26 protein-coding genes and 1 tRNA gene are annotated in these 24,727 nt (G+C 61.0%); 10 read left to right on the forward strand and 17 right to left on the reverse strand.

Going from position 1 to position 24,727, the window contains the following annotated elements; genetic code table 11:
- Positions 1-8: 8 nt before the first annotated feature.
- The 14 genes from VF285_RS08615 to VF285_RS08680 all read right to left on the reverse strand — a co-directional run bounded on the left by VF285_RS08615 (position 9) and on the right by VF285_RS08680 (position 14,566).
- The gene (locus VF285_RS08615) at positions 9-1,496 is read right to left on the reverse strand and encodes an NADH-quinone oxidoreductase subunit M (protein ID WP_346952208.1); all 1,488 of its coding nucleotides are present in this window, start codon (positions 1,494-1,496) and stop codon (positions 9-11) included.
- 11 nt (positions 1,497-1,507) lie between these two features.
- Positions 1,508-3,559: an NADH-quinone oxidoreductase subunit L gene (nuoL, locus tag VF285_RS08620; RefSeq protein WP_346952209.1), complete on the reverse strand. Its 2,052-nt coding sequence runs from the start codon at positions 3,557-3,559 to the stop codon at positions 1,508-1,510.
- Between the two features lie 7 nt (positions 3,560-3,566).
- Positions 3,567-3,875, reverse strand: a complete 309-nt coding sequence (gene nuoK / locus VF285_RS08625) for an NADH-quinone oxidoreductase subunit NuoK (RefSeq protein WP_346952352.1) — start codon at positions 3,873-3,875, stop codon at positions 3,567-3,569.
- Positions 3,875-4,516 (reverse strand): NADH-quinone oxidoreductase subunit J, encoded by a 642-nt coding sequence (locus VF285_RS08630; protein WP_346952210.1) that lies wholly within the window; start codon positions 4,514-4,516, stop codon positions 3,875-3,877. The genes nuoK and VF285_RS08630 overlap by 1 nt, the downstream gene beginning before the upstream one ends.
- Positions 4,517-4,531: 15 nt before the next feature.
- A complete protein-coding gene (gene nuoI, locus VF285_RS08635; protein ID WP_346952211.1) occupies positions 4,532-5,020 on the reverse strand; it encodes an NADH-quinone oxidoreductase subunit NuoI in 489 nt (162 codons plus the stop codon).
- Between the two features lie 10 nt (positions 5,021-5,030).
- Positions 5,031-6,104 (reverse strand): NADH-quinone oxidoreductase subunit NuoH, encoded by a 1,074-nt coding sequence (nuoH, locus tag VF285_RS08640; RefSeq protein ID WP_346952212.1) that lies wholly within the window; start codon positions 6,102-6,104, stop codon positions 5,031-5,033.
- On the reverse strand, positions 6,104-8,437 hold the full coding sequence (gene nuoG / locus VF285_RS08645; protein ID WP_346952213.1) for an NADH-quinone oxidoreductase subunit NuoG: 2,334 nt from the start codon (positions 8,435-8,437) through the stop codon (positions 6,104-6,106). Before nuoG ends, nuoH begins: the two co-directional genes overlap by 1 nt.
- Before the next feature lie 14 nt (positions 8,438-8,451).
- Positions 8,452-9,831 carry an NADH-quinone oxidoreductase subunit NuoF gene (nuoF, locus tag VF285_RS08650; RefSeq protein ID WP_346952214.1) on the reverse strand — a complete coding sequence of 460 codons (1,380 nt, stop codon included), beginning with the start codon at positions 9,829-9,831 and terminating at the stop codon, positions 8,452-8,454.
- Positions 9,828-10,319: an NADH-quinone oxidoreductase subunit NuoE gene (nuoE, locus tag VF285_RS08655; RefSeq protein ID WP_346952215.1), complete on the reverse strand. Its 492-nt coding sequence runs from the start codon at positions 10,317-10,319 to the stop codon at positions 9,828-9,830. The genes nuoF and nuoE overlap by 4 nt, the downstream gene beginning before the upstream one ends.
- 28 nt (positions 10,320-10,347) lie before the next feature.
- Positions 10,348-11,601, reverse strand: a complete 1,254-nt coding sequence (locus VF285_RS08660; protein WP_346952216.1) for an NADH-quinone oxidoreductase subunit D — start codon at positions 11,599-11,601, stop codon at positions 10,348-10,350.
- A 1-nt stretch (position 11,602) separates the two neighbouring features.
- On the reverse strand, positions 11,603-12,214 hold the full coding sequence (locus tag VF285_RS08665) for an NADH-quinone oxidoreductase subunit C (RefSeq protein ID WP_346952217.1): 612 nt from the start codon (positions 12,212-12,214) through the stop codon (positions 11,603-11,605).
- Positions 12,215-12,229: 15 nt separating this feature from the next.
- Complete coding sequence (locus tag VF285_RS08670; protein WP_346952218.1) at positions 12,230-12,709, reverse strand: NADH-quinone oxidoreductase subunit B family protein; 480 nt, start codon at positions 12,707-12,709, stop codon at positions 12,230-12,232.
- A 15-nt stretch (positions 12,710-12,724) separates the two neighbouring features.
- The gene (locus VF285_RS08675) at positions 12,725-13,084 is read right to left on the reverse strand and encodes an NADH-quinone oxidoreductase subunit A (RefSeq protein ID WP_346952219.1); all 360 of its coding nucleotides are present in this window, start codon (positions 13,082-13,084) and stop codon (positions 12,725-12,727) included.
- Between the two features lie 339 nt (positions 13,085-13,423).
- Complete coding sequence (locus VF285_RS08680; RefSeq protein WP_346952220.1) at positions 13,424-14,566, reverse strand: porin; 1,143 nt, start codon at positions 14,564-14,566, stop codon at positions 13,424-13,426.
- 355 nt (positions 14,567-14,921) lie between these two features.
- On the opposite strand from VF285_RS08680, the gene VF285_RS08685 reads away from it, so the two are divergent.
- The 5 genes from VF285_RS08685 to VF285_RS08705 all read left to right on the forward strand — a co-directional run bounded on the left by VF285_RS08685 (position 14,922) and on the right by VF285_RS08705 (position 18,630).
- Positions 14,922-16,127 carry an alpha-hydroxy acid oxidase gene (locus tag VF285_RS08685; RefSeq protein WP_346952221.1) on the forward strand — a complete coding sequence of 402 codons (1,206 nt, stop codon included), beginning with the start codon at positions 14,922-14,924 and terminating at the stop codon, positions 16,125-16,127.
- A gap of 21 nt (positions 16,128-16,148) precedes the next feature.
- The gene (locus VF285_RS08690; protein WP_346952222.1) at positions 16,149-17,378 is read left to right on the forward strand and encodes a nucleoside recognition domain-containing protein; all 1,230 of its coding nucleotides are present in this window, start codon (positions 16,149-16,151) and stop codon (positions 17,376-17,378) included.
- Between the two features lie 9 nt (positions 17,379-17,387).
- The gene (locus tag VF285_RS08695; protein WP_346952223.1) at positions 17,388-17,891 is read left to right on the forward strand and encodes a hypothetical protein; all 504 of its coding nucleotides are present in this window, start codon (positions 17,388-17,390) and stop codon (positions 17,889-17,891) included.
- Positions 17,892-18,061: 170 nt separating this feature from the next.
- Positions 18,062-18,415: a helix-turn-helix domain-containing protein gene (locus VF285_RS08700; RefSeq protein ID WP_346952224.1), complete on the forward strand. Its 354-nt coding sequence runs from the start codon at positions 18,062-18,064 to the stop codon at positions 18,413-18,415.
- Positions 18,412-18,630, forward strand: a complete 219-nt coding sequence (locus tag VF285_RS08705; protein WP_346952225.1) for a hypothetical protein — start codon at positions 18,412-18,414, stop codon at positions 18,628-18,630. The genes VF285_RS08700 and VF285_RS08705 overlap by 4 nt, the downstream gene beginning before the upstream one ends.
- A 154-nt stretch (positions 18,631-18,784) precedes the next feature.
- Here the strand turns inward: VF285_RS08705 and VF285_RS08710 are convergent.
- A tRNA-Gly gene (locus VF285_RS08710) sits at positions 18,785-18,858 on the reverse strand.
- Between the two features lie 81 nt (positions 18,859-18,939).
- Between VF285_RS08710 and trmB the strand changes: the two genes are divergently transcribed.
- The gene (gene trmB, locus VF285_RS08715) at positions 18,940-19,692 is read left to right on the forward strand and encodes a tRNA (guanosine(46)-N7)-methyltransferase TrmB (protein ID WP_346952226.1); all 753 of its coding nucleotides are present in this window, start codon (positions 18,940-18,942) and stop codon (positions 19,690-19,692) included.
- Positions 19,689-20,630, forward strand: a complete 942-nt coding sequence (pip, locus tag VF285_RS08720; protein ID WP_346952227.1) for a prolyl aminopeptidase — start codon at positions 19,689-19,691, stop codon at positions 20,628-20,630. The genes trmB and pip overlap by 4 nt, the downstream gene beginning before the upstream one ends.
- 15 nt (positions 20,631-20,645) lie before the next feature.
- Here pip and ffh read toward each other — a convergent pair whose 3' ends face one another.
- Positions 20,646-22,061, reverse strand: coding sequence for a signal recognition particle protein (gene ffh, locus VF285_RS08725; RefSeq protein WP_346952228.1), 1,416 nt, complete (start codon positions 22,059-22,061; stop codon positions 20,646-20,648).
- A gap of 93 nt (positions 22,062-22,154) precedes the next feature.
- Here ffh and VF285_RS08730 point away from each other — a divergent pair, with 93 nt between their 5' ends.
- Genes VF285_RS08730 through ampD form a run of 3 tightly spaced genes read left to right on the forward strand, consistent with a single transcriptional unit; the run spans position 22,155 to position 23,858 of the window.
- Entirely contained in the window at positions 22,155-23,000 is an 846-nt protein-coding gene (locus VF285_RS08730; RefSeq protein WP_346952229.1) for a cytochrome C assembly family protein, read from the forward strand.
- Positions 22,993-23,241 carry a PP0621 family protein gene (locus VF285_RS08735; RefSeq protein WP_346952230.1) on the forward strand — a complete coding sequence of 83 codons (249 nt, stop codon included), beginning with the start codon at positions 22,993-22,995 and terminating at the stop codon, positions 23,239-23,241. Before VF285_RS08730 ends, VF285_RS08735 begins: the two co-directional genes overlap by 8 nt.
- Before the next feature lie 35 nt (positions 23,242-23,276).
- Positions 23,277-23,858 (forward strand): 1,6-anhydro-N-acetylmuramyl-L-alanine amidase AmpD, encoded by a 582-nt coding sequence (gene ampD / locus VF285_RS08740; protein WP_414648112.1) that lies wholly within the window; start codon positions 23,277-23,279, stop codon positions 23,856-23,858.
- A 24-nt stretch (positions 23,859-23,882) separates the two neighbouring features.
- Here ampD and VF285_RS08745 read toward each other — a convergent pair whose 3' ends face one another.
- On the reverse strand, positions 23,883-24,683 hold the full coding sequence (locus tag VF285_RS08745; protein ID WP_346952232.1) for an IclR family transcriptional regulator: 801 nt from the start codon (positions 24,681-24,683) through the stop codon (positions 23,883-23,885).
- Positions 24,684-24,727 lie beyond the last annotated feature (44 nt).

Genomic DNA, 24,727 nt, shown 5'->3' on the forward strand with positions numbered 1-24,727 from the left:
AGTCAGGCCTACAGTTTCGAGATCGCCACGTGCTGCATCAGCGCGCTGACGGAAGGATGCATGAGGTCGGTGAAGAAGCTGGGGAAGATCCCCAGGAAGAGCACCATGATGGCCAGCAGCCCCAGCACGAGATATTCACGCGCATTGATGTCCTTCATGCCCGAGACGTGGTCGTTGGCCACTGGCCCATACGCCACCCGTTTGAGCATCCACAGCGAATACCCCGCACCCCAGATGAGTGCAGTCGCAGCCAGCAGGCCCACCCAGAAGTTGTACTGCACTGCCCCCAGGATCACCGTGAACTCGCCCACGAAACCGCTGGTACCCGGCAGGCCCGCGTTGGCCATGGAAAACAGCACGAAGAAGGTGACGAATTTAGGCATGCGGTTGATGATGCCGCCGTACGCGTCAATGCGGCGCGTATGCAGGCGGTCATACATGACGCCGATACACATGAACATGGCGCCCGACACGAAGCCGTGCGACAGCATCTGGATGATGGCGCCTTCCATGCCCGTGACATTGAACAGGAAGAAGCCCAGCGTCACATAGCCCATGTGCGCCACGGACGAATACGCCACCAGCTTCTTCATGTCGTCCTGCACGATCGCCACCAGCCCGATGTAGACGATGGCAATGAGCGAGAGCACGATCATGAAGCCCGCCAGACTATGCGAGGCGTCCGGCGCAATCGGCAACAGGAACCGCAGGAAGGCATAGCAGCCCAGCTTCAGCATGACGGCTGCCAGCACGATGGAGCCACCCGTCGGGGCCTCCACGTGCGCATCCGGCAACCACGTATGGATGGGCCACATGGGTACCTTGACCGCAAACGCCGCCAGCAAGGCAATGAAAATGAAGATCTGTTGCGAATAATTTAGCTTGAGGTGCTGCCAGGTGGCGATATCGAACGAGCCATTGGACTCATGCCACAGGTAGATGTAGGCAATCAGCGTGAGCAGCGACCCCATCAGGGTATAGAGGAAGAACTTCAGCGCCGCATACACGCGGTTGGGTCCACCCCACGCCCCGATGATGATGTACATGGGGATCAGCGTGGCCTCGAAGAACACGTAGAACAGCATGCCATCGAGTGCGCAGAACACCCCGATCATGAGGCCTGACAGAATCAGGAAGGCCGCCATGTACTGCGCCACGCGCGACTTGATGACCTCCCAGCCTGCCAGCACCACGATCACCGTAATGAACGAGGTGAGCAGAATGAACCAGATGGAAATCCCGTCGATGCCCAGGTGGTAGTTCAGGTTGAAGGTCTCGATCCAGGGCGTGTTTTCCACGAACTGCATGTCGGCCGTATGCGGATTGAAACCCGTGTACAGCGGCAAGGTGACCAGAAAGCCCGCGATGGACCCGATGAGCGCGAGCACGCGAGCCGGTCCGGGATTGTCGTCCCGACCGATCAGCAGCACAAGCAAGCCGAAGACGATCGGAACAAAAATCGACAGAGTCAGCCAGGGAATCGAGGTAGACGCCATTTCGCTAACCATCAGTGAACCATCAAGACGAAGAATGTGAGAAACACCATGATGCCGATGATCATGGCGAAGGCGTAATGATAGATATAGCCGGACTGCAACAGGCGTCCGGTCGCGGCAGCCAGCCCCACCATGCGGGCGCTGCCATTGACCATGATGCCGTCGATGATGCCGCGATCACCCCCCTGCCACAGGCCACGGCCCAGGGCACGCGCGCCGCGCGCCACCACGTGCATGTTGAACCAGTCGAAGTAGAGCTTCTCGACCAGGGCCTTGTAGATCCACGACAGGCCCCGGGCAAAAGCCTCCGGCACGCGCGGGTTGATGAGGTAGCAATACCAGGCCACGACAAAGCCCGCCACCAGCAACAGGAAGGGCACGCTGGTCAGGCCATGCAGGCCGAACGCCACCCACCCATGCCAATCGGCTGCCATGTCGGCCATGGCCGGGTGCTGCGGCAGCACCGTGATCGAATGGCCGAAGAAATCGCCAAAGAGCAGCGGCTGAATGAACCACACCCCCGCCACGATTGACATGAAAGCCAGCGCAATGAGCGGCACTGTGACCACCCAAGGCGATTCTTTGGGCAATCCATGGTGATGGTGATGCTCGGCAATCGCGTTTTCACGCGCTTCGCCCTGCAGGCATTCGAAATCTTCTTCGTGCACCAGCGCCGTGGGACCATGGTGCAAGTCGAAGCGCTCTTTGCCGTGGAACACCATGAAGTACAGGCGGAACGAATAGAGCGAGGTCACGAACAGACCGGCAAACGTGCAGAAATACGCGAAGTTGGCCCCCCAGATCCCTGCAGCTCCAGCCGCCTCGACGATGTGTTCCTTGGAGTAGAACCCCGAGAAGAACGGCATGCCCGCCAAGGCCAGGGACCCGATCAAGGTCGTGATCCAGGTGATGGGCATGTACTTGCGCAAGCCGCCCATGTGCCGCATGTCCTGGTCGTGGTGCATGCCCAGAATGACGGACCCGGCCGTGAGGAACAGCAGCGCCTTGAAGAAGGCATGAGTCATCAGGTGGAAGATGGCAACCTGATAAGCCGACGCACCCAGCGCCACCGCCATGTACCCCAGCTGCGAGAGCGTGGAATACGCCACCACCTTCTTGATGTCGGTCTGCACCAGCGCAATCAAGCCCAGGAACAGCGCCCCGAAGGCCCCGATGATCAGAATGAAGGACAGCACGTTCTGCGCGTGTTCGAACAGCGGCGAGAACCGTGCCACCATGAAGATGCCTGCCGTCACCATGGTGGCAGCGTGGATCAGAGCCGAAATCGGCGTGGGGCCTTCCATGGAATCCGGCAGCCACACGTGCAACGGCGCCAGGGCCGACTTGCCCATGGCCCCTACGAACAGGCACAGGCAGGCGACCGTGAGCATATGCCAGTCGGTACCCGGGAAGGTGATGGCAGCAAGCTTGTCGGCCTGCGCAAAGATGTCGGCATAGTGCAGCGTGCCCGCATAGGCGTAGAGCAGGCCGATGCCCAGCACGAAGCCCACGTCACCCACCCGATTCACCATGAAGGCCTTCAGGCTGGCAAAGACGGAGGACTCACGCGAGTAATAAAAACCAATCAGCAGGTACGACACCAGGCCGACGGCTTCCCAGCCGAAGAAGATCTGCATCATGTTGTTGGACATGACCAGCATCAGCATCGAGAACGTGAAGAGCGATATGTACGAGAAGAACCGGTTGTAGCCCAGGTCGTCGGCCATATAGCCTATGGTGTAGATGTGCACCATGAGCGACACGAAGGTGACCACGACCATCATCAGAGCCGACAGCGGGTCGATCAGGAAGCCGACTTCGAATTTGACCTTGCCGATCACCGACCACACGTAGATGGTCTGATCGAAGGTCTGGCCATGCATGACCATCTGCAGCGCGAAGAGCGCGCCCACAAAGGACACCGCCACGCCCAGGATAGTGATCATGTGCGCGCCGCGCCGGCCGATCCACGAGCCCACAAACCCGGTGGCAAAGAAACCTGCCACGACGGCCGTGACCAGCGGTGCCAGGGCAATCAGCAGATAAAGACTCTCTTGACTCATGACCCCATCACCCCTTCAGATGGTCGAGCTTGTCGACGGCAATCGTGCTCAGGTTGCGGAACAGCAGCACCAGAATGGCCAGACCGATTGCGGCCTCGGACGCCGCCACCGTCAGCACGAAGAACACAAAGACCTGCCCCGCCGGATTACCCGACCAGATGGAAAAGGCCACGAAATTCATGTTGGCCGACAACAGGATCAGCTCGATGGACATGAGCAGCACGATCAGGTTGCGGCGATTGAGAAAGAAACCAAACACGCCAATGGCAAACAGGATGGCGCCCACAATCAAATAGTGGCTTAGCGAGAGGGTCATCATGATTGGGCTCCTTCAGCCGTGGGCGCTGCCGCTTCAGGCTCTGCCTTCTCGACCTCGACGGGCATGTTCACCAGTCGCACGCGGTCATAAGATTTCACCCGCGTCTGCTTGTCAGGATTGGTGCGCTTGTAGTCGCTGCGTTTGCGCATGGTAAGTGCAATGGCAGCAATCATGCCCAGCAGCAAAATGACGCCGCCGATTTCGACGGCATAGGCAAAGTGGGTGTACATCGCCACGCCCAACGCGCGCGTGTTGTCGAAGTTGTCGGCAGGCACCGGCGCATCGCCCACGTGGCCCCAGGACCGCACCACGACGAAGACCATTTCAGCCACCATGATGAGCCCGATGGTGAGCCCCAAGGGCAGGTAGACCTTCAGGCCCGCCTTCAGGTCCTCGAGGCGCATGTCCAGCATCATGACAACGAAGAGGAACAGCACCAGCACCGCACCTACATACACGATCATCAGGATGAGCGCGAGGAATTCGGCCTGGATGAGCATCCACATCATCGAGGCGGTAAAGAACACCAGGATCAGGTTGAGCACGCCCGTGACCGGGCTCGTCGCCGTGATCACGCGAAATGCCGAAATCACGATGACGATGGACAGCAGATAAAAGAGAGCAGTATCAAAACTCATGGTCGTGTCCCGGCATCAACGGTAAGGCGCATCCGCCGCCCGGCGTGCAGCGATTTCAGGTTCGTACTTGTCGCCGACGGCCAGCAGCATGTCTTTGGTGAAGTACAGGTCGCCGCGTTTTTCACCGTGGTATTCGTGCAGATGCGTTTCGACGATGGAATCGGTTGGACAGGCTTCTTCGCAGAAGCCACAGAAAATGCACTTGGTCAGATCGATGTCGTAACGCGTGGTGCGGCGCGTGCCGTCTTCGCGTTGCTCGGATTCGATGGTGATCGCCAACGCCGGGCAGACCGCTTCGCACAGCTTGCAGGCAATGCAACGCTCTTCGCCGTTTTCGTAGCGACGCAGCGCGTGCAGGCCGCGAAACCGGGGCGAGGTCGGGGTCTTCTCCATCGGGTAACGGATCGTGATTTTACGCTTGAAGAAATATTTGCCCGTCAGGCGCATGCCTTCGAACATTTCCTTCAGCATCAGGCTGCCGAAGAAGTCCTTGATTGCTTCCATGTCGTTCTCCTTACTGCCAGATATTCCAGGGCGTCTGCATCCAGATGGCCACCACGACCAGCCAGATCCCCGTGAGGGGGATGAAGACCTTCCAGCCCAGGCGCATGATCTGGTCATAGCGATAACGCGGGAAGGTGGCGCGGAACCAGATGAACAGGGACACCACGAGGAATGTCTTGATGCCCAGCCAGATCCAGCCCGGAATCCAGGTAAACGGTGCAATGTCGAACGGCGCCATCCAGCCGCCCAGGAACATGATCGACGCCATGGCCGACAGCAGAATCATGTTCGCGTATTCGGCTAGGAAAAACAGCGCAAAGCCCATGCCGGAGTATTCCACCATGTGCCCTGCCACGATTTCGGATTCGCCTTCGACCACATCAAATGGCAGGCGGTTGGTTTCGGCCACCGCCGACACCACGTAGATGATGAAGAGCGGCAGCAGCGGCAGCCAGTTCCAGGACAGGAAAGTCAGCCCATGACTGGCGAAGAAACCATGCCCCTGCCCGCCGACGATGGTGTTCATGTTCAGCGAACCCGACACCAGCAGCACCGTGACCATGACAAAGCCAATGGCCAGTTCGTACGACACCATCTGTGCCGACGCCCGCAACGCACCCAGCAAGGCATATTTGGAATTCGAGGCCCAGCCCGCCACGATCACGCCATACACGCCGACCGACGTGATGGCCATGACGTAGAGCAGACCCGCATTCACGTTGGCGAGCACGGCTTCCGGACCAAACGGAATCACCGCCCAAGCCGCCAGGGCCGGCATCAGCGTGACGATGGGAGCCAGAATGTAGAGCGCATTGTTGGCCTTCGTCGGCACGATCAGCTCTTTGAACAGCAGCTTGAACACATCGGCAAAGGGCTGCAACAGGCCTCGATAGCCCACACGATTGGGCCCCAGGCGCACGTGCATGAAACCGATCATCTTGCGTTCCCAGTACGTCAGGTAGGCCACGCAAAGAATGATGGGAATCGCAATGACGAGAATCTTGACGAGCGTCCAGACCACGAGCCAAGGCGTCTGCCCGATCAGGCCCACGCCATAGGCGTTCAGGGTGTTCAACCAGTCCATCAGCGACGCTCCACCTTGATTTCGCCCGAGCCCATGCCCAGGGCGGCAGTCTGTTCAAAAGCCCCCGCAATGCGCACGGCCTGGTCGGCCACGAGGTCATCCAGCGCGGCCTCCAGGTCGACCGATCCGTAGGCGGTGCTCACGCGAACCGGATCGCCTGCCGACAACCCCAGCGACTGCAGCGTCGCCACATTCATGGCCGCACGCGGCGGTGCCGAATTGATATGCTCTTGCAGAGGCTGCGCGCGCCGCACCAGCGCATCGGTACGATAGATGGGCAACTCGGCCACACGTTCCAGAGCGGCACCCGGGGTCGCCACCGAGGGCGCCAGACGGATTTCGTTCGACAGCCGGTCTTCGAGACCGCCCACCATGACGGTGTCACGCACGGATTCGGACGTTTCGTCATCAAAACCTTGCAGCGCCAGCAGATTGCCCAGTACCCGCAGCACCTTCCAACCCGGGCGGGTATCGCCAACGGTGGCGGCAACGCCCCGGAAGCTCTGTGCGCGGCCCTCGGCGTTCACAAACGTGCCCGAGGTTTCAGTAAAGGGCGCAATGGGCAGCATGACATCCGCCCAGTCTTCGGCCGCCGACTTGAAGGAAGTAAAGGCCACGGCCATGGCCGAGCCCTTCAATGCCTGAATGGCGCGTTCGCCCAATTCGCTGTCGAGCAGTGGCTCGGCATGCAGGACCAGATAGGCCTTGAGCGGATCACCGCTGAGCATCTTGCGGGCATCCAGGCCACCTTGAACCGGCACCATACCGGCCAGATAACCACCGACGGTATTGCCCCCGGAAGTCAGGAACCCGAAGCGGCCGCCCGAGAGCTGCGCAATGGTCTGTGCATTGGCGGCCAACTGCGCCGCCTGGTCGTCGGACACGGCCAGATTGCCCAGCAGCACCGCGACGCGTTCGCCCGAAGCCAGGCTGGCCGCAATGGCCTGAGCCGGGGCACCGGCCGTCACGCCCGCCAGGCCTTCGGGCACCGGCAGAGACTTCAGCCCCGCCAGCGCCACGGCGACTTCGGCCAGCGCATTCACGATCGCGGACGGCTTGACCGTGATGCGGCCAGCCACCGGCACCAGCGGGTCGACCGCCACGCTGTCGATGAGCGACAGCTGCATACCGTGTTTGGCTGCCTGGCGCAGGCGCTGCGCCATGAGCGGGTGATCCTTGCGCAGGAACGAGCCCACCACCAGGGTGCGATCCAGTGTATTGAGTTCGGCGATCGGCAGGCCCAGCCAGGGCGCCCCGGTACGCACCGCATCAAGCGCCGTTCCATCACCGCGCAGACGAAAATCGATGTTGTCGGACCCCAACCCCCGTGCCAGGCGCGAGAGCAAAGCCATTTCTTCGAGTGTGGCGGTTTCGGCCGAGAGGAACCCCATCTGGGCCCCGGCACCGTCTTCGCGCACCTGGTTCAGACCCGTCACCACTGATTGCAAGGCATCGGCCCAGGAGGCTTCCTGCCATTGACCATCGCAGCCGCGCACCATGGGGTGCTGCAGGCGGTCGTCGGTGTACAGACCGCAATAGGCAAAGCGGTCACGGTCGCTGATCCAGCATTCGTTGACCGGCTCATTTTCGAATGGCACCACGCGCAGCACGCGGTCGAGCTTGGTCTGCACCACCAGGTTGGCCCCCACGCTATCGTGCGGACTGATCGAGCGACGACGGGCAAGCTCCCAGGTACGCGCCTTCATGGTGAAGGGCTTGGAGAGCAGCGCGCCCACCGGGCAGACGTCGATCATGTTGCCGGACAGCTCGGATTCGACGGCCTCGCCCACGAAGGTGGTGATCTCGGAGTGCTCGCCACGATTGAGCATGCCGATTTCCATGATGCCGCCGATTTCCTGCCCCACCCGCACGCAGCGCGTGCAATGAATGCAGCGCTGCATGTGTTCGGCTGAAATCAAGGGCCCCATGGGCTTGTGAAACACCACCCGCTTGGGTTCGTGGAAGCGGGAGGCAGATTCACCGTAGCCCACGGCCAAGTCCTGCAATTGGCACTCGCCACCCTGGTCGCACACCGGGCAATCGAGCGGGTGATTGATGAGCAGGAATTCCATCACCGCGCGCTGTGCCGCAATGGCCTTGGGCGAGCGTGTATACACCACCATGCCGTTGGTCACCGGCGTGGCACAGGCAGGCATCTCTTTGCGCTGCTTCTCGATTTCGACCAGGCACATGCGGCAGTTGGCCGCAATACTCAGCTTCTTGTGATAACAGAAGTGGGGAATGTAGATACCAGCCCGGTGCGCAGCCTGGATGACCATGCTGCCTTCTTCGGCTTCAACCTTCAACCCGTCGATGGTGAGTTCTACCGTCATGGCGTGTTCTGACCCTACAGATACTTTTCGTATTGCGCGACCACACACTCTTTGTGGTCCACGTGATGGACGAATTCGTCGCGGAAATGCTTGATGAAGCTGCGCACCGGCATCGCCGCTGCATCGGCCAGCGCGCAAATCGTGCGGCCCATCATGTTGTTGGCGACGGAATCCAGCGTGGCGATGTCTTCCATGGTGCCGTGCCCGTGCTCCATGCGCTCCATCATGCGATACAGCCAGCCTGTGCCCTCGCGGCACGGCGTGCACTGGCCGCAAGACTCTTCATAGTAGAAGTACGACAGGCGCATGAGCGACTTCACCATGCAGCGCGTTTCGTCGAGCACGATGACCGCGCCTGACCCCAGCATGGACCCCGCCTTGGCGATGGCGTCGTAATCCATGTTGGTCTGCATCATGATGTCTGCAGGCAGCACGGGTGACGACGAGCCGCCTGGAATCACTGCCTTCAGTTTCTTGCCACCCTTGACTCCGCCCGCCAGTTCCAGCAGTTTGGAAAACGGCGTCCCCAAGGGGATTTCGTAGTTGCCCGGACGTTCAACATCGCCGGAGATGGAAAAAATCTTGGTACCACCGGCCTTCTCGATGCCAAGCTCCAGATACGCCTGGGCACCCATCTGGAAGACGAAAGGCACCGCCGCGAAGGTCTCGGTGTTGTTGATGGTCGTGGGCTTGCCGTAGAGACCGTAACTTGCCGGGAACGGCGGCTTGAAGCGCGGCTGGCCTTTCTTGCCTTCCAGCGATTCGAGCAGCGCAGTTTCTTCGCCGCAGATGTAGGCACCATAGCCATGGTGCGCATGCAATTCGTAGTCGAAACCGGAACCCAGGATGTTCTTGCCCAGGAACCCGGCCGCGCGGGCTTGTTCCAGCGCTTCTTCAAAACGCTCGTAGATCTGGAAGATCTCGCCGTGGATGTAGTTGTAGCCTACCGAAGCCCCCATGGCATAGCCGCCAATGATCATGCCTTCGATGACCGTGTGCGGGTTATAGCGCAGGATGTCGCGATCCTTGAACGTGCCCGGTTCGCCTTCGTCGGAATTGCAGACCACGTACTTCTGGCCCGGAAAATTGCGCGGCATGAAGGACCATTTGAGCCCCGTCGGGAACCCGGCACCACCGCGCCCGCGCAAACTGGAGGCCTTGAGCTCGGCAATGACGTCGTCGGGCGTCATGCCCGTAGTCAGGATCTTGCGCAGTGACTCGTAGCCCCCGCGCGCCATGTAATCCTGAATGCCCCAGTTGTGGCCATCCAGGCCCGCCAGAATTTGCGGCTGAATGTGCCGACCGTGAAAGATCATGCTGAGCGACGGATCGTTGCCCAGGTCTGGCGACAGCGCGTCGGTGGAAAACTGTTGCAGTACGTCCAGTCCGCTCATGCCGACTCCTGCTCTTTGAGCGCTGCAATCAGCGCGTCGATTTTTTCAGGCTGCATGCGGCAGCACATGTGCTTGCCGTTGGCGATCACGACCGGCGCATCGCCGCAAGCCCCCATGCACTCGCCCTCGATGACGGTGAACAGGCCGTCTTCAGTGGTTTCGTGGAAACCCACGCCCAGCTTCTGCTTGAGGTATTCGGCGGCCTTTACACCGCCCTGCAGCGCACAGGGCAGATTGGTACAGATCGTGAGCGTGTACTTGCCCACCTTCTGTGTGTTGTACATGTTGTAGAAGGTCGCGCATTCTTGCACGGCAATGGGCGGCATGCCCAGGTAGGCTGCCACGTCACGGATGACTTCGGGCGACACCCAGCCTTTTTCGTCTTGCGCGACCGTCAGCGCCGCCATCACTGCCGACTGCTTTTGGTCGGCCGGGTACTTGGCGATCGCCCGGTCGATTTCCCGGTACGCTTGTTCAGAAAGCAACATATTCCCTATTCCTGTGAGAATCGCGCGACTAGCGATCGATCTCGCCAAACACGATGTCCTGGGTCCCGATGATGGTGACCACGTCAGAAATCATGTGACCCTTGCTCATTTCTTCGAGCGAATGCAGGTGCGCAAACCCCGGCGCCCGGATCTTCAGGCGATACGGCTTGTTGGCCCCGTCGGAGATCAGGTAGATGCCGAATTCGCCCTTGGGGTGCTCGATGGCCGCGTAGGCCTCGCCTTCGGGCACGTGCATGCCCTCGGAGAACAGCTTGAAATGGTGGATCAGGTCTTCCATGCCCGTTTTCATGCGTTCACGGCTGGGCGGCGCAACCTTGTGGTTATCGGTGATTACCGGACCGGGGTTGTTGCGCAGCCATTCCACACATTGACGGATGATGCGATTGGATTCGCGCATCTCGGCAATACGGCACAGATAGCGGTCGTAGCAGTCGCCATTGACGCCCACCGGGATGTCGAAATCGACACGGTCATAGACCTCGTAGGGCTGCTTCTTGCGCAGATCCCATTCGATGCCCGACCCACGCAGCATGGGGCCGGTAAAGCCCAGCGCCAAAGCGCGTTCCGGCGACACCACACCGATGTCGACCAGGCGCTGCTTCCAGATGCGATTGTCGGTGAGCAGTGTTTCGTACTCATCCACGCAGTTGGGAAAGCGATTGGTAAAGTCTTCGATGAAGTCCAGGAGCGACCCCTGGCGCGCGTCGTTCATGGCGCGCAACTCGGAGGCCGATCGGTATTTGGAGCCCTTGTACTGCGGCATGGAGTCAGGCAGATCGCGGTAGACCCCACCCGGCCGATAGTACGCTGCGTGCATGCGGGCACCCGATACCGCCTCGTAGCAGTCCATCAGGTCTTCGCGTTCGCGGAAGGCATACAAAAACACCGCCATGGCGCCCACGTCTAGCGCGTGTGAGCCCAGCGACATCAGGTGGTTGAGCACGCGCGTGATTTCATCAAACATCACGCGGATGTATTGCGCGCGCAGCGGCACCTGAACACCCAGCAATTTCTCGATGGCCAGGCAATACGCATGCTCGTTGCACATCATGGACACGTAATCCAGACGGTCCATGTAGGGCAGTGCCTGCAAAAATGTGCGCGTCTCGGCGAGTTTTTCGGTGGCGCGATGCAGCAGCCCGATATGCGGATCGGCGCGTTGTACGACTTCGCCATCGAGCTCGAGCACCAGGCGCAGCACCCCGTGCGCGGCCGGGTGCTGCGGGCCGAAGTTCAGGTTGTAGTTCTGGATCTCTGCCATGTCAGTACCGCTCTATTCCGTAATGATCTTCGCGCACCACGCGCGGGACGATCTCGCGGGGCTCGATGGTGACGGGTTGGTAAATGACGCGCTTCTGTTCCGCGTCGTAGCGCATTTCCACATGGCCGGAAATCGGAAAATCCTTGCGGAAAGGATGGCCGATGAAACCGTAATCCGTAAGAATGCGGCGCAGATCGGGGTGCCCTTCGAAGACGACACCAAAGAGGTCAAAGGCCTCGCGCTCGTACCAGTTCACGGACGGCCAGACATCCACCAACGACGCGATCATGGGGAACTCGTCGTTGTCGGCATAGGCCCGCACGCGCAGGCGCCAGTTGTGCGTGACGGACAGCAGATGAATCACGACCGCAAAGCGCCTGGGATGGGCATTGGGCGTGGGATCGGTGGGTGCCTTCCACGCGGAATAGTCGACCGCGCAGAGGTCCATGTTCTGTTCGAAGCGCAGCTGCGCGTGGTCGCGCAGCGTGCGACAGGTCTCGAGCCACGCGCTGGCCGGCACCTGCAGGGTGAGCTCACCCAGGGCCTCGGTGATGTCCGCGGATTCGCCGAGGATGGCGCGCAGGTGTTCGTGTAGGGTCTGTAACCGTGTCATGAGGAATTCTTTGCCTTAGCCGCGGTGAATGGTGTTGTTCAGGCGGATCTTGTTCTGCATCTGCAGCAGGCCATAGACCAGCGCCTCGGCGGTAGGCGGGCAGCCCGGCACGTAGACATCCACCGGCACGATACGGTCGCAGCCGCGCACCACCGAATACGAATAGTGGTAATAGCCGCCTCCATTGGCACAGGACCCCATGGAGACTACCCAACGCGGTTCCGGCATCTGGTCGTAGACCTTGCGCAGGGCCGGTGCCATCTTGTTGCACAACGTGCCCGCCACGATCATCAGATCGGATTGACGTGGGCTGGGACGGAAGATGATGCCGAACTGGTCCAAGTCGTAGCGCGCGGCCCCCGCGTGCATCATCTCGACCGCACAACAGGCCAGGCCAAAAGTCATGGGCCACATCGACCCGGTACGTGCCCAGTTCAGAAACTTGTCTGCACTGGTGGTCATGAAGCCTTTTTCAGTGACGCTATCAGTTGCCATGATGCCAAACCCCGCTTATTCCCAATCCAGCGCGCCGCGACGCCATTCGTAAACAAAGCCTACCGTGAGCACGGCCAGGAACACTGCCACCGCCCAGAAACCCACCATGCCCAGTGTCCCGCTGGCGATCGCCCACGGGAAGAGAAACGCGATTTCCAGGTCGAACATGATGAAAAGAATGGCTACCAGGTAGTAGCGCACGTCGAACTTCATGCGAGAGTCGTCAAACGACTCGAATCCGCATTCGTAGGCCGAAAGCTTTTCAGTATCCGGCACATTGGGGCTGAGCACGCGCCCACCCACGATGAGTGCCCCCCCGATCAGCACTGCGACGACAATGAAAAGCAGCACAGGAAAGTACTGTTGCAGGTTCATGGGGTGCCCCAATTACGGATGACAAAACTACGGGATTGTAGCATTTCGACAGGGGTCTTCGGCGCGCGAGGGCAATGTGCGCTGCAATCATCGACAGGCTTTCAGTCGAGCACAGAAACGCTTTCAGACGCCTGAAAACCCGTGCTGCCACAGCGTCGGTGGCTCAATAAGACCCAGACCACAAGCAAGGTAGCAGCGTGGTAGCTCAGGGCAATCACGACCAGAAATGCAAAAACCACCCGAAGGTGGTTTTTGCATTGAAAGCTTGCGCCTTCAAGTGTTCGTGACGGCCCGGCGAACCGGGCCGCATCGCAAGCGTGGACAAGCCACGCGTCGCGATTAGAACTTGTGGTTCAGGCCGATGCCGGCTTCGCCACCCTTCAGGTCTTTCACGTAGCCCAGGTTGGTACCGTAGCCGCCGTAAGCGTACACCGTGGTGCGCTTCGACAGGGGGTAACGGTATTGAGCGGCATACATGTTGATGTTGCCAGCTTCGCTGCCCCACTTGTCGGCGTCGCCCAGGTTGGAGTGCGAACCGCTGTAGGTCAGGTACAAGCGGCCCGGGCCGATCGGGGCGCTGCCCGTCACGCTCCAGTTGTTGGACTTGAAGTTGGCATAGCCAGCTCCAAGGCCCGTGAGACTCGTAGCAATGTCGGGCACGAAGTTGCTTGCATCACCGCCCCAACCGATCTTCCCGTTACGGTCCTGACCGAACATACCGGACAGTTTCACGACTTCGAAGTCGTAGCCACCGCTGATCGTCCAGGACGTCAGCGCATTGGTGCCGGCCTTGCTTTGACGGTCATAGGATGCGGCTGCAGCCAGAGGGCCATTGGTGTAGTTCGCGCCCAAGGACACTTGGTCGCCACGGTCCACTTGGGAGACGCCGTTCAGACGCTCAGACAACACACCGGAACCATTGCCGCCCGTGCCGTACAGAACGACGGCCTTGAAGCCGCTGAACGTCGGGGTCGTGTACTTGAACGAATTGACGACACGGTTGCCCAGGCCCACGCCACCGAAGACGTGGTCGTAGTCGCCCAAGCCATTCATTTCGTCGGCAGCGGAGGTGTCAACACCTGCGCCATACTGCTTGCCCATCGTGAGGGAGCCCCACTGGTCGCTGGCCAGACCCACGAAGGCTTGACGGTTGAACACGCCATTGTCGGGACCGTTAGCAACCTTGCCGCTGGCAATGCTGAAGCCTTGTTCCAATTGGAAAATGGCGCGCAAGCCATTGCCCATATCTTCGGAGCCCTTCAGGCCCCAGCGGTTGCCGTTGACGAAACCATCACGCATCCCCGAGAAACGGGCCGTGTCGTTGGTGGCAACACCAGCACTATTCGTGTGGTCGTACTTGAAATTCTGGTAGCCGTAGCCGGTATCCAGGATACCGTACAGCGTCACGGACGTTTCTGCTTGAGCAACGCCGGCGGTGGCGAAGCCGGCCAGCAGAGCAGCAGCGAGCAGAGTCTTTTTCATGTAAGAAATCTCCGTAGATTTATGTGAATCAGAGCAGGCCAACAACATCCTGTGCTGCTGCTCTTCCAACTCCGCGAAGGGAAGTTGTAGGTATTGCATCAAAAAATCGAGGCCGGCGCCATGTTGAGGCAGGGAAACCTGCCAGTTTGTCCGGGATGCGTTGCAAGCACACAACAAGCCGGACCCACGGAACCCGCCACCTGAGGACTTACCCGTAAAGCATGGGGAGCCCTCGCAGCACGACGATTTTACGCGGCTTTGTGCCTATACTACGAGAGATTCGTGACAGGGTATTCACCGAGGCTGCCTTGGGGCCGCATCGGGGCACTGCCACTCCACCTCTTCGCCCTTGCCCATGTTCCTGCCCACCTGCCCTCTGTTTCCGCCCCTGAACAAGATCACCTGCGTGGAAGACCTGCGCCGCGTCGCCCGCAGGCGTGTCCCGCGCATGTTCTACGACTATGCCGATTCGGGTTCCTGGACGGAATCCACGTATCGGGCCAATGAGGCCGATCTGCAACAGCTCAAGTTCCGGCAACGTGTGGCGGTGGACATCTCCCACCGCAGCTCGCGCAGCCAGATGCTGGGCCAGGACGTCGCCCTGCCCGTCGCGCTGGCACCCACCGGGCTCACGGGCATGCAGCATGCGGATGGTGAAATCCTGGCCGCCCAGGCGGCGGAACGGTTCGGTGTGCCGTTCACGCTGTCCACCATGAGCATCTGTTCCATCGAAGACGTTGCAGCCCACACGACGCAGCCGTTCTGGTTCCAGCTCTATGTGATGCGCGACCGTGATTTCATCGAGCGGCTGATCGACCGGGCGCGGGCGGTCCATTGCTCGGCACTGATGGTGACGCTCGACCTGCAAGTCATGGGGCAGCGCCACAAAGACATCAAAAACGGGCTTTCGACCCCCCCCAGCCCCACCTTGGGAAACCTGCTGAATCTCGCCACCAAACCGCGCTGGTGCCTGGAGATGCTGCGTACGCAACGGCGCACCTTCGGCAACATCGTGGGCCACGCGCGCGGGGTGTCGAACATGTCCTCACTCGCAGCCTGGACAGCCGAACAGTTCGACCCGACACTCAACTGGTCAGACCTTGCCTGGATCAAAGAGCGCTTCGGCGGCAAGATCATCGTGAAGGGCATCCTGGATGCCGACGACGCGCGCCTGGCCGTGGAGCACGGCGCCGATGCGCTGATCGTATCCAACCATGGCGGCCGGCAACTGGACGGCGCGCCCTCGTCCATCAGCGCACTGCCCGCTATCGTGGAAGCGGTGGGCGATCAGATCGAAGTCTGGATGGACGGTGGCATTCGCAGCGGGCAGGACATCCTGCGTGCGATCGCGCTGGGTGCGCGCGGTACGCTGATCGGGCGTGCCTTTCTGTACGGGCTGGGCGCCTATGGCGGGCCAGGCGTCACCCGCTGCCTGGAACTCATGGCCAAAGAATTGGACATCACCCTGGGATTTTGCGGCCGCACCGACATCCGCGACGTGGACAGCAGCATTCTCACCAACGCACCAGGGGCCAATCCGTCCCCGCGGACCTACGCATAAGCATCAGGCGCCGCATCCCCCGTGCTCAACGCCCTCTGGCTGGCATTCTTCCTGATCGCGGCCGTCGCCGCGCTCTTCCAATGGTGGGTGCTGGGCGATCCGGGCGTGTTCGCGAGGCTCATCGCGAGCCTCTTCGACATGGCGGACCTGTCCGTCAAGATCATGCTGCTGCTCTTTGGCACGCTGACCTTATGGATGGGATTCCTGCGCATTGCAGAAAAGGCGGGGCTGGTGAACGGCTTGTCGCGCCTGCTGGCGCCGCTCTTCAGGCGCCTGATGCCAGGGGTTCCTGCCGGACACCCTGCGCTGGGGCTCATCACGCTGAACTTCGCCGCCAACGCCCTGGGCCTGGATAACGCCGCCACCCCCATTGGCCTGCGCGCCATGCGCGAACTGCAGACGCTCAACCCCGACCCCAAGACCGCCACCAACGCGCAGATCCTGTTTCTGGTGCTGAATTCTTCGTCACTCACCCTGCTGCCGGTGACAATCTTCATGTACCGCGCACAGCAAGGCGCGTCTGACCCTACCCTGGTGTTTCTGCCCATTTTGCTGGCCACATCGGCCTCCACCCTGGTGGGGTTGCTGTCGGTAGCCTTCATGCAGCGCCTGCGCCTGCACGACCCCGTCGTGCTCGCGTGGCTGGGCGGCGGCGCACTGCTGCTGGGCGGCTTCATGGGGCTGCTCGCCTCGCTGAGCACCACGGCCGTCGCCGCGCTCTCGTCTCTGCTGGGCAATCTGGTGTTGTTCGCCGTCATCATCGCCTTCCTGGTAGCGGGGGCGGTACGACGCATTCCGGTGTACGAAAGCTTCATCGAAGGCGCCAAAGACGGCTTTGCCGTTTGCAAAGACCTGCTGCCTTACCTGGTAGCCATGCTGTGTGCCGTGGGCGTGTTGCGAGCCTCAGGCGCCCTGGACGGCCTTCTGGAAGGCATCCGCTGGCTCGTGCACAACGTGGGATGGGACACCCGCTTCGTCGACGCCCTGCCCACGGCCCTGGTCAAGCCCTTTTCCGGCAGCGCAGCGCGTGCGATGATGATAGAAACCATGCAGCACTACGGGCCGGACAGCTTCCCGGCGCTGCTGGCCGCCACAGTGCAGGGCAGCACCGAAACCACCTTCTACGTGCTGGCCGTGTATTTTGGTGCGGTCGGTGTGCAACGCGCCCGCCACGCCGTAGGCTGCGCCTTGCTGGCCGATCTAGCCGGGATGCTCGCCTCGATCGGCGTGTGTTACTGGTTCTTTGGATGAGGCTTTGCCATGATGACCCGAACCCTTCTGCCGCTTCTTGCCTGCCTGGCGCTCGCCGGCTGCGCCAACATTGCCAATACCCCTGCGGGCACCCCTCTGGCACAGGTAGAGGCCAAGTTTGGCACGCCCACCCTGCAATGCACCAACCGACAAGGCCAGCAGCGCGTCATCTGGTCGCAACAGCCGCTAGGGCAATTCGCCTGGGGCGGCAACGTAGACCCCGACGGCCGCGTGCAAACCATCGCCCCCATCCTCACCGACGAGCACTTCCAAGTGCTGGCACACGGCACCTGGACCCCCGATCAGGTGCGCTGCGAATTCGGCCCCCCCGCCTTCATCGACGAAGTAGGCCTGCCCAGCGTGCGCCAGATCGTCTGGAACTACCGCTACAAGCAGGACCACGTCTGGAACTCATTGATGTTCGTGTACTTCGATCGCGACGTCAGCCACGTCACGCACTTCAACGCCGGGCCGGACCCCATGTACGACCACGAAGAGAGGTCCCACTGGTAGGACGAGTCGGCGTTGCGCCGGCTAATTCGTGGTGCGAGGGAGAACGGAGGATGAGTGGCGGAAGAGACAGCGATGGGAAGCTCTGGAGCGCTCGCTGACAAGTTCTAGCCATGCGCTTTTTATTTCGCTATGATGGACAAAGTGGTTAATTTTTGACTTAAATAGCGAACATGCCTCGCAAACCACCTGTTGTCTTCCCCCAGGAGCAGCGCCTGCTCTCCGAGCTTGGTGAACGGCTACGCCTTGCCCGCAAGAGACGCAAGCTGAGCAACGCAGTGGTGGCGCAGCGCGCAGGGGTTTCCAGAACCACCGTATACAAGGTCGAGGCGGGCGATCCTGGCGCTACTTTGGGGGCCTATGTCCGGGTGCTGGCTGTTTTGGGCCTTGAGGGCGACCTTAATCTGCTGGCCGCCGACGACCGAATCGGACGCAAGCTGCAGGATTTGGCGCTGGCGCCATCGCCCGTTGTGAGGCGCCGAAAGACCACCCCGCCGCCTGCCTCCGACCATGGAGGGGCCACATGAGCAGGCAGAACAACGCCTTGGAAGTCTGGTTGGACGATGACCTTGGCCCTGCCTGCCTGGTCGGCACGCTGGCTCATGATCGCGGCCAGATCCGCTTCCACTACGAACGAGATTGGCTTGGTGACCCCCGCGCCTTCGCGCTGGATCCCGATCTCTCGTTGGACGAACACCCCTTCTTTCCAAAACCGGAACTGAGCATCCGGACATCTACATGAACGAATTACTCGTTGGCATGCGGACCATCCACCAGGTTCTACCAGCCATTATGAAAAAGCTGGGTATCTACGATGAATTCCAGCTTGATACGTTGGAACTGCGGATCAGATAGCAGAAGGGCCCAGGACCGAAGCCTGAGCCTTGCTTGAATCCTGGAGCGGGCGATGGGAATCGAACCCACGACGTAAGCTTGGGAAGCTCAAGTTTTACCATTAAACTACGCCCGCGCTGATGTGCGCTCTGCGCCAGGCTTTTTGGGTAAAATCGTCTTTCACCAAACCTGTCGCAGCCCGCTAGTTTACCTTATTTTGAATTTCTCCAAATCCCCCCCGCCTATCGTTACCGCCCAGACTCCATCGGGCGGCACACACATCCGCAGCTTCGTCCATCGACGCGCACACATCACCCCCAGCCAGGAACACGCCATCGAGCAATGGCTGCCGCAATGGTCCATTGCGTACCGGAGCACGCCGCTGGATCTGAACCAGATCTTCGAACGCCCAGCTCCCGTCGTCCTGGAGATCGGCTTTGGCATGGGCGAGACCACGCAGCAGATTGCGCAAGCTCGCCCACAAGACAACTTCTTGGGGGTGGAGGTATTCAACGCAGGCGTCGGGGCGCTGCTCAAACGCATCCATGACAACGAGCTGCGCAATGTCCGCATCATCCAGCACGATGCCGTCGAGGTGCTGCGCGACATGATCGCCCCGGGCTCGTTGGCTGGAGTTCACATTTACTTCCCGGACCCTTGGCCCAAAAAGCGCCACCACAAGCGGCGGCTGATTCAGCCTGCCTTCATTGCCTTGCTGGCAAGCCGCATGTCGACAGGCGCCTACCTGCACTGCGCCACTGATTGGGAGCACTACGCTCTGCAAATGCTTGAGGTGCTCTCGGCCGCTTCCGAATTGAAGAACACGTGCGATGGCTTTGCGCCCCGCCCCGACTACCGCCCGCTCACCAAGTTCGAAAACAGGGGTCTGAGGCTGGGCCACGGGGTTTGGGATCTGATTTTTACACGACGCGCGTTGGAGCACGCCGCACCGACCACGGAGAATGCATGATGTACCCGGAAATCGAACCCTACGCGCATGGTTTTCTGGACGTAGGCCATGGCCACCGCGTGTATTGGGAATTATGCGGCAATCCCCAAGGCCGGCCGGCGGTGTTCCTGCACGGGGGCCCTGGGGCGGGCTGCTCACCGGCGCACCGCCAGGTGTTCGACCCCCAACGCTACAAGATTCTGCTGTTCGATCAACGTGGTTGCGGGCGCTCCACGCCTTCAGCCTGCCTGGAGCACAACACGACCTGGGATCTGGTGGCCGACATCGAACGGTTGCGAGCCGAGATTCTGAAAACGGAACAAATGCTGGTCTTTGGCGGCTCCTGGGGTTCCACGTTGGCGCTGGCCTATGCGGAAACGCACCCGGAACGTGTGCGGGCGCTGATCGTGCGGGGGATTTTCCTGTTGCGGCCCGACGAACTGCGCTGGTTCTACCAAGAAGGCGCTTCGTGGTTGTTCCCGGACTATTGGGAAGACTACCTGGCCCCCATTCCCGAAACCGAACGCGGCGACCTGATCCGCGCGTATCGCCAACGCCTTACTGGAACGGACAAGATCGAACAGCTCAAGGCCGCACACGCCTGGACCCAATGGGAAAGCCGCACGATCAGCCTGTTGCTCAACCCGGGACACATCGAGGCGCACGCGGCCGACCGGGCTGCGCTGGCCTTTGCTCGCATCGAGAACCACTATTTCGTGAATCATGGGTTCATGGAGGACAACCAGCTCTTGCGCGATGCAGGCCGCCTGGCCCACATCCCGGGAGTCATCGTGCAGGGCCGCTACGACTGCTGCACGCCGGCTCGTTCGGCGTGGGACCTGCACCGCGCCTGGCCCAAGGCCGAGTTCCATATGATCCCGGATGCCGGCCATGCTTTCGACGAACCTGGCAACCTGAAGCAGCTGCTGGCCGCCACGGATTACTACGCGCAGAACTGAGCCCGCGCGCGGGTTTCAGTGAAACCCGCCCCGGCCCAGGCCGCCCAGATTGCGCAGCCCACCCATGGCACGCATCATCTTGGCCATGCCGCCCTTCTTCATCTGTTTCATCATGCCCTGCATCTGTTCGAACTGCTTGAGCATGCGGTTGACCTCTTGCACGGGAACCCCGGCGCCCGCCGCGATGCGGCGCTTGCGGGACGCCTTGATGAGCTCGGGCTTGGCGCGCTCACGCGGGGTCATGGAGTTCAGGATGCCTTCGGTGCGACCCAGCTGTTTTTCAGCCTGACCGCCTTGGACCTGGGCGGCCGCTTGAGCAAACTGCGCCGGCAATTTTTCAAGCAGCGAGCCCATATCGCCCATTTTCTTGACTTGCTGCAGCTGATCGCGAAAGTCGTTCAGGTCAAAGCGCTTGTCGGATTTGAGCCGCGCGGCCAGCTTTTGCGCCTCGGCAACGTCGATGTTCTTCTGCGCCTGCTCCACCAGCGAGACGATGTCGCCCATGCCCAGGATGCGCTGCGCCATGCGCTCGGGGTGAAACGGCTCGAGGCCATCCAGTTTTTCAGACACCCCCACGAACTTCAGCGGCTTGCCTGTGATCTGACGCACGGACAAAGCTGCGCCGCCTCGTGCATCACCATCGAGCTTGGTCATGACCACGCCCGTGAGCGGCAAGGCTTCGGAGAACGCTCGCGCCACGTTGATCGCATCCTGGCCTTGCATGGCATCCACCACGAACAAGGTCTCGATGGGTGAGAGCACGCCGTGCAACGCGCGGATCTCGTCCATCATCGCCTGGTCGATCCCCAGACGGCCCGCCGTATCCACGATGAGCACGTCGTAGTGATGCCGCCGGGCGTGGTCGATCGCCGCCACGGCGATGTCTTGCGGCTTCTGCGAAGGATCGGTCGGCAGGAAGTCGACCCCCACTTGCTCGGAGACAGTGCGCAACTGATCGATGGCCGCGGGACGGTACACGTCGGCGCTGACCGTCAGAACCTTTTTGCGACCGGTCTTGCGGCCATGCTGGACGTGGCCGCCTTCGGACAGCCACTTGGCCAGTTTGCCGGTGGTAGTCGTCTTGCCAGCCCCCTGCAGACCTGCCATCAGAATGACGGCGGGAGGCTGGGTGGCCAATGAGAGTTCGGCCGCTTCGTCGCCCAGATCGCCACCCATGAGCGCCGTGAGCTCTTTGTGCACCACGCCGACCAGCGCCTGCCCCGGATTGAGGCTGCCTGCGACCTCTTGGCCCAGTGCTGCCTGCTTCACTCGGGCCACGAATTCGCGCACCACGGGCAAGGCCACGTCGGCTTCCAGCAGCGCCAGGCGCACCTCGCGCAGCATCTCTTGCGTATTGGCTTCCGTCAGGCGGGCTTCGCCCCGCATCGTCTTGACGATGCGCGAAAGTCGGGAGGTCAGGTTGTCGAGCATGAGGCAGGTTCCATGAAACTGGTTGATCTACCGATCCGCGCATAAAATGGAAGCTTTTGGGGCACCCACGGTGTGCCGTACATCGATAGGACTATGTCTGTCAGCATTGTATTTCACTTGCTCGCTGCGCTGACCTACGCTTTGCTGGGTCTGGCCCTATGGCGTCCGATTGCGCGTGCGCATCAGGTCCCGGCCGCTGGCGCCATCGGACGCAGCTGTCTGCTGGGAGCCATCGTGCTGCACGGCATCGGCCTGGTGTCTGCCGTGATCGTCCCCGGGGGGCTGCACCTGGGATGGGTGCTTGCGCTTTCAGCCGCCCTCTGGCTGGGCATGATCGTATTCTGGATCGAGAACTTCCTGCTGCGTCTCGACAGCCTGCTGCTGCTGTTGTTGCCGGCCGGCGCCCTTGTGTGTCTGCTGGCGGCGATTTTCCCGCGCGGCTACCTCATCCCCCACGCCAACAACGACTGGCTGCGGGTGCACCTGCTGATCGCCATGACGGCCTACGGCCTCATCACTGTGGCCGCACTGCACGCCGTGCTCATGACAGTGCTGGACCGCCACCTGCACCGCCCGACGGCCACCGACGAGGGCATCGTGGCACGCGCCACGGCAGCCATGCCGCCGCTGCTCACGCTGGAACAGCTATTGTTTCGCCTGATCGGGATCGGCTTCGTGGTCCTGACACTGACCGTCCTCACGGGGATCGTGGTGTCCGTGCGGCTCAGTGGCTACCCACTGCCTTTCGACCACAAGACGGTTTTCACGCTCCTTTCGTGGGTCACGTTCGGGGTGCTGCTCGTGGGCCGCAACTTGCGCGGCTGGCGCGGACGCATCGCCCTGCGCTGGACGCTCGCCGGGTTTGCATTCCTGTTGCTGTCCTATACCGGCAGCCGTTTTGTCCTGGAAGTCATTCTGCAACGAGGCACCCTTGGCTAAGCTTCTGATCTGGGCCGTCATCATCCTGGCGGTCCTGCTGGTTTCACGTATTCTGAACGCACAAAAGGCCGCGGCCCGGCAGGCCGCAGAGAAACGCCAGGCTCCTGGTTCACGACAGGCGGCCGACGCCATGGTGCGCTGTGCGCACTGCCACATTTATCTGCCACGTGCCGAAGCCTACATGAGCCACGGCCAGACCTTCTGCTGTGCGGAGCACGCGCGCCTGGGATTGAAGAAGTGAGCATTGCGGGGCAACCGCCAAGCCCTCCTTCGCTGGTGCCTTGTCTGGAGTTAAACCGGGTTGGCTGGCTAGAACCCAGCCCCGGCACTCTGCTGCGCCCTTCTCCCAACCACGACCAGCGGCCAGGGGACGAAGACCCCAGCCTGCTGGTGATCCACAACATCAGCCTGCCTCCGGGGGTCTTCCAGGGGGACGCCATTATCGACTTCTTCCTGAATCGGCTGGATGTGTCTGCACATCCCTGGTTCGAGAACATCCGCAATCTGCACGTCTCATCGCACTTTCTGGTGCGTCGGGAAGGCACCGTCGTGCAATTCGTCCCTACCGTGCTGCGCGCCTGGCACGCAGGCGTTTCATCGTTCCACGGACGCGAGCGATGCAACGACTTTTCGATTGGAATTGAACTGGAAGGAACGGACACGCTGCCTTTCACGGAAGTGCAGTATGCGCGACTGACGGCACTGACGGCTGCCATCTGCACGCGCCACCCTATTCAGTGGGTCCAGGGGCACGAACACATAGCGCCCACACGAAAGACTGATCCGGGGCCTGCGTTCGACTGGGGGCGCTTCGGGCGCGATACAGGCCTGATTCTTGCCGCAAAGACAGCCAGATAGGCTCAGCCCACTTCTCTGTACTCTCTACGCATCTTTCGGACAGCGATAGGCACTGCCAGGCACCGAGCCAATTCGACGCGAAATGGCTGCACAGGCAGCCAGCAATGGTGCCACATAGGCCTGCCGCGGGTCAGGCTTTTGCCGAAACCTCAGGGTGCTCACGCTGACTGCAGCAACCGGCTGCCCACCCCCATCAACGATGACGGCGCCAAAGCAGCGGATGCCCTCTTCATTTTCTTCGTCGTCCTGTGACCACCCGCGCTGACGGATCACCCGGAGCTGATCCTGGAGCGCCTCGATCGAATCTACGGTATTTGAGGTATAGCGATAAAATTCAAGCCTGCTCACGATTCGTGCACAAGAAGCCTCGCCAAGTGCCGCCAGATAGGCCTTGCCCACTGCCGTCGAATGCAACGACACAGAAGCCCCGATACGAGACGCCATACGGACAGCCTTCGGGCTTTCGAGTTTGTCGATATAGACCATGTTCAGATCGTTGGGCACAGCCAAATGGATAGTCTCTCTGGTGACATCACGCAACGTGACCAATTCATCCAGAGCTACCCTCCGCAACTCGGACCGATCCCAGCTACGACTCGCCAACTCGATCAATCTAGGCCCCAGGACATAGGTCTTGCCGCCCAACCCCGTCGCCAGAAGCCTCTCGGCCACTAAACCCGCCACCGTGCGATAAACCGTTGCTCTCGGGTACCCGCTCAGGTGCACGAGCTCAGGGACGGTGCACGGATGATCGCTATCTGCCACAAGCTGCAATAGATGGACGAACTTCGAAAAGGCCGCAGTACCCGCGGGTCTGGCAGACAACTCAGCTCCAAGGTCAAAGGGCGGTGTCATAGTGGAAGACATAG

Source organism: Castellaniella sp., assembly GCF_036379515.1.
Classification (GTDB): domain Bacteria; phylum Pseudomonadota; class Gammaproteobacteria; order Burkholderiales; family Burkholderiaceae_B; genus Castellaniella.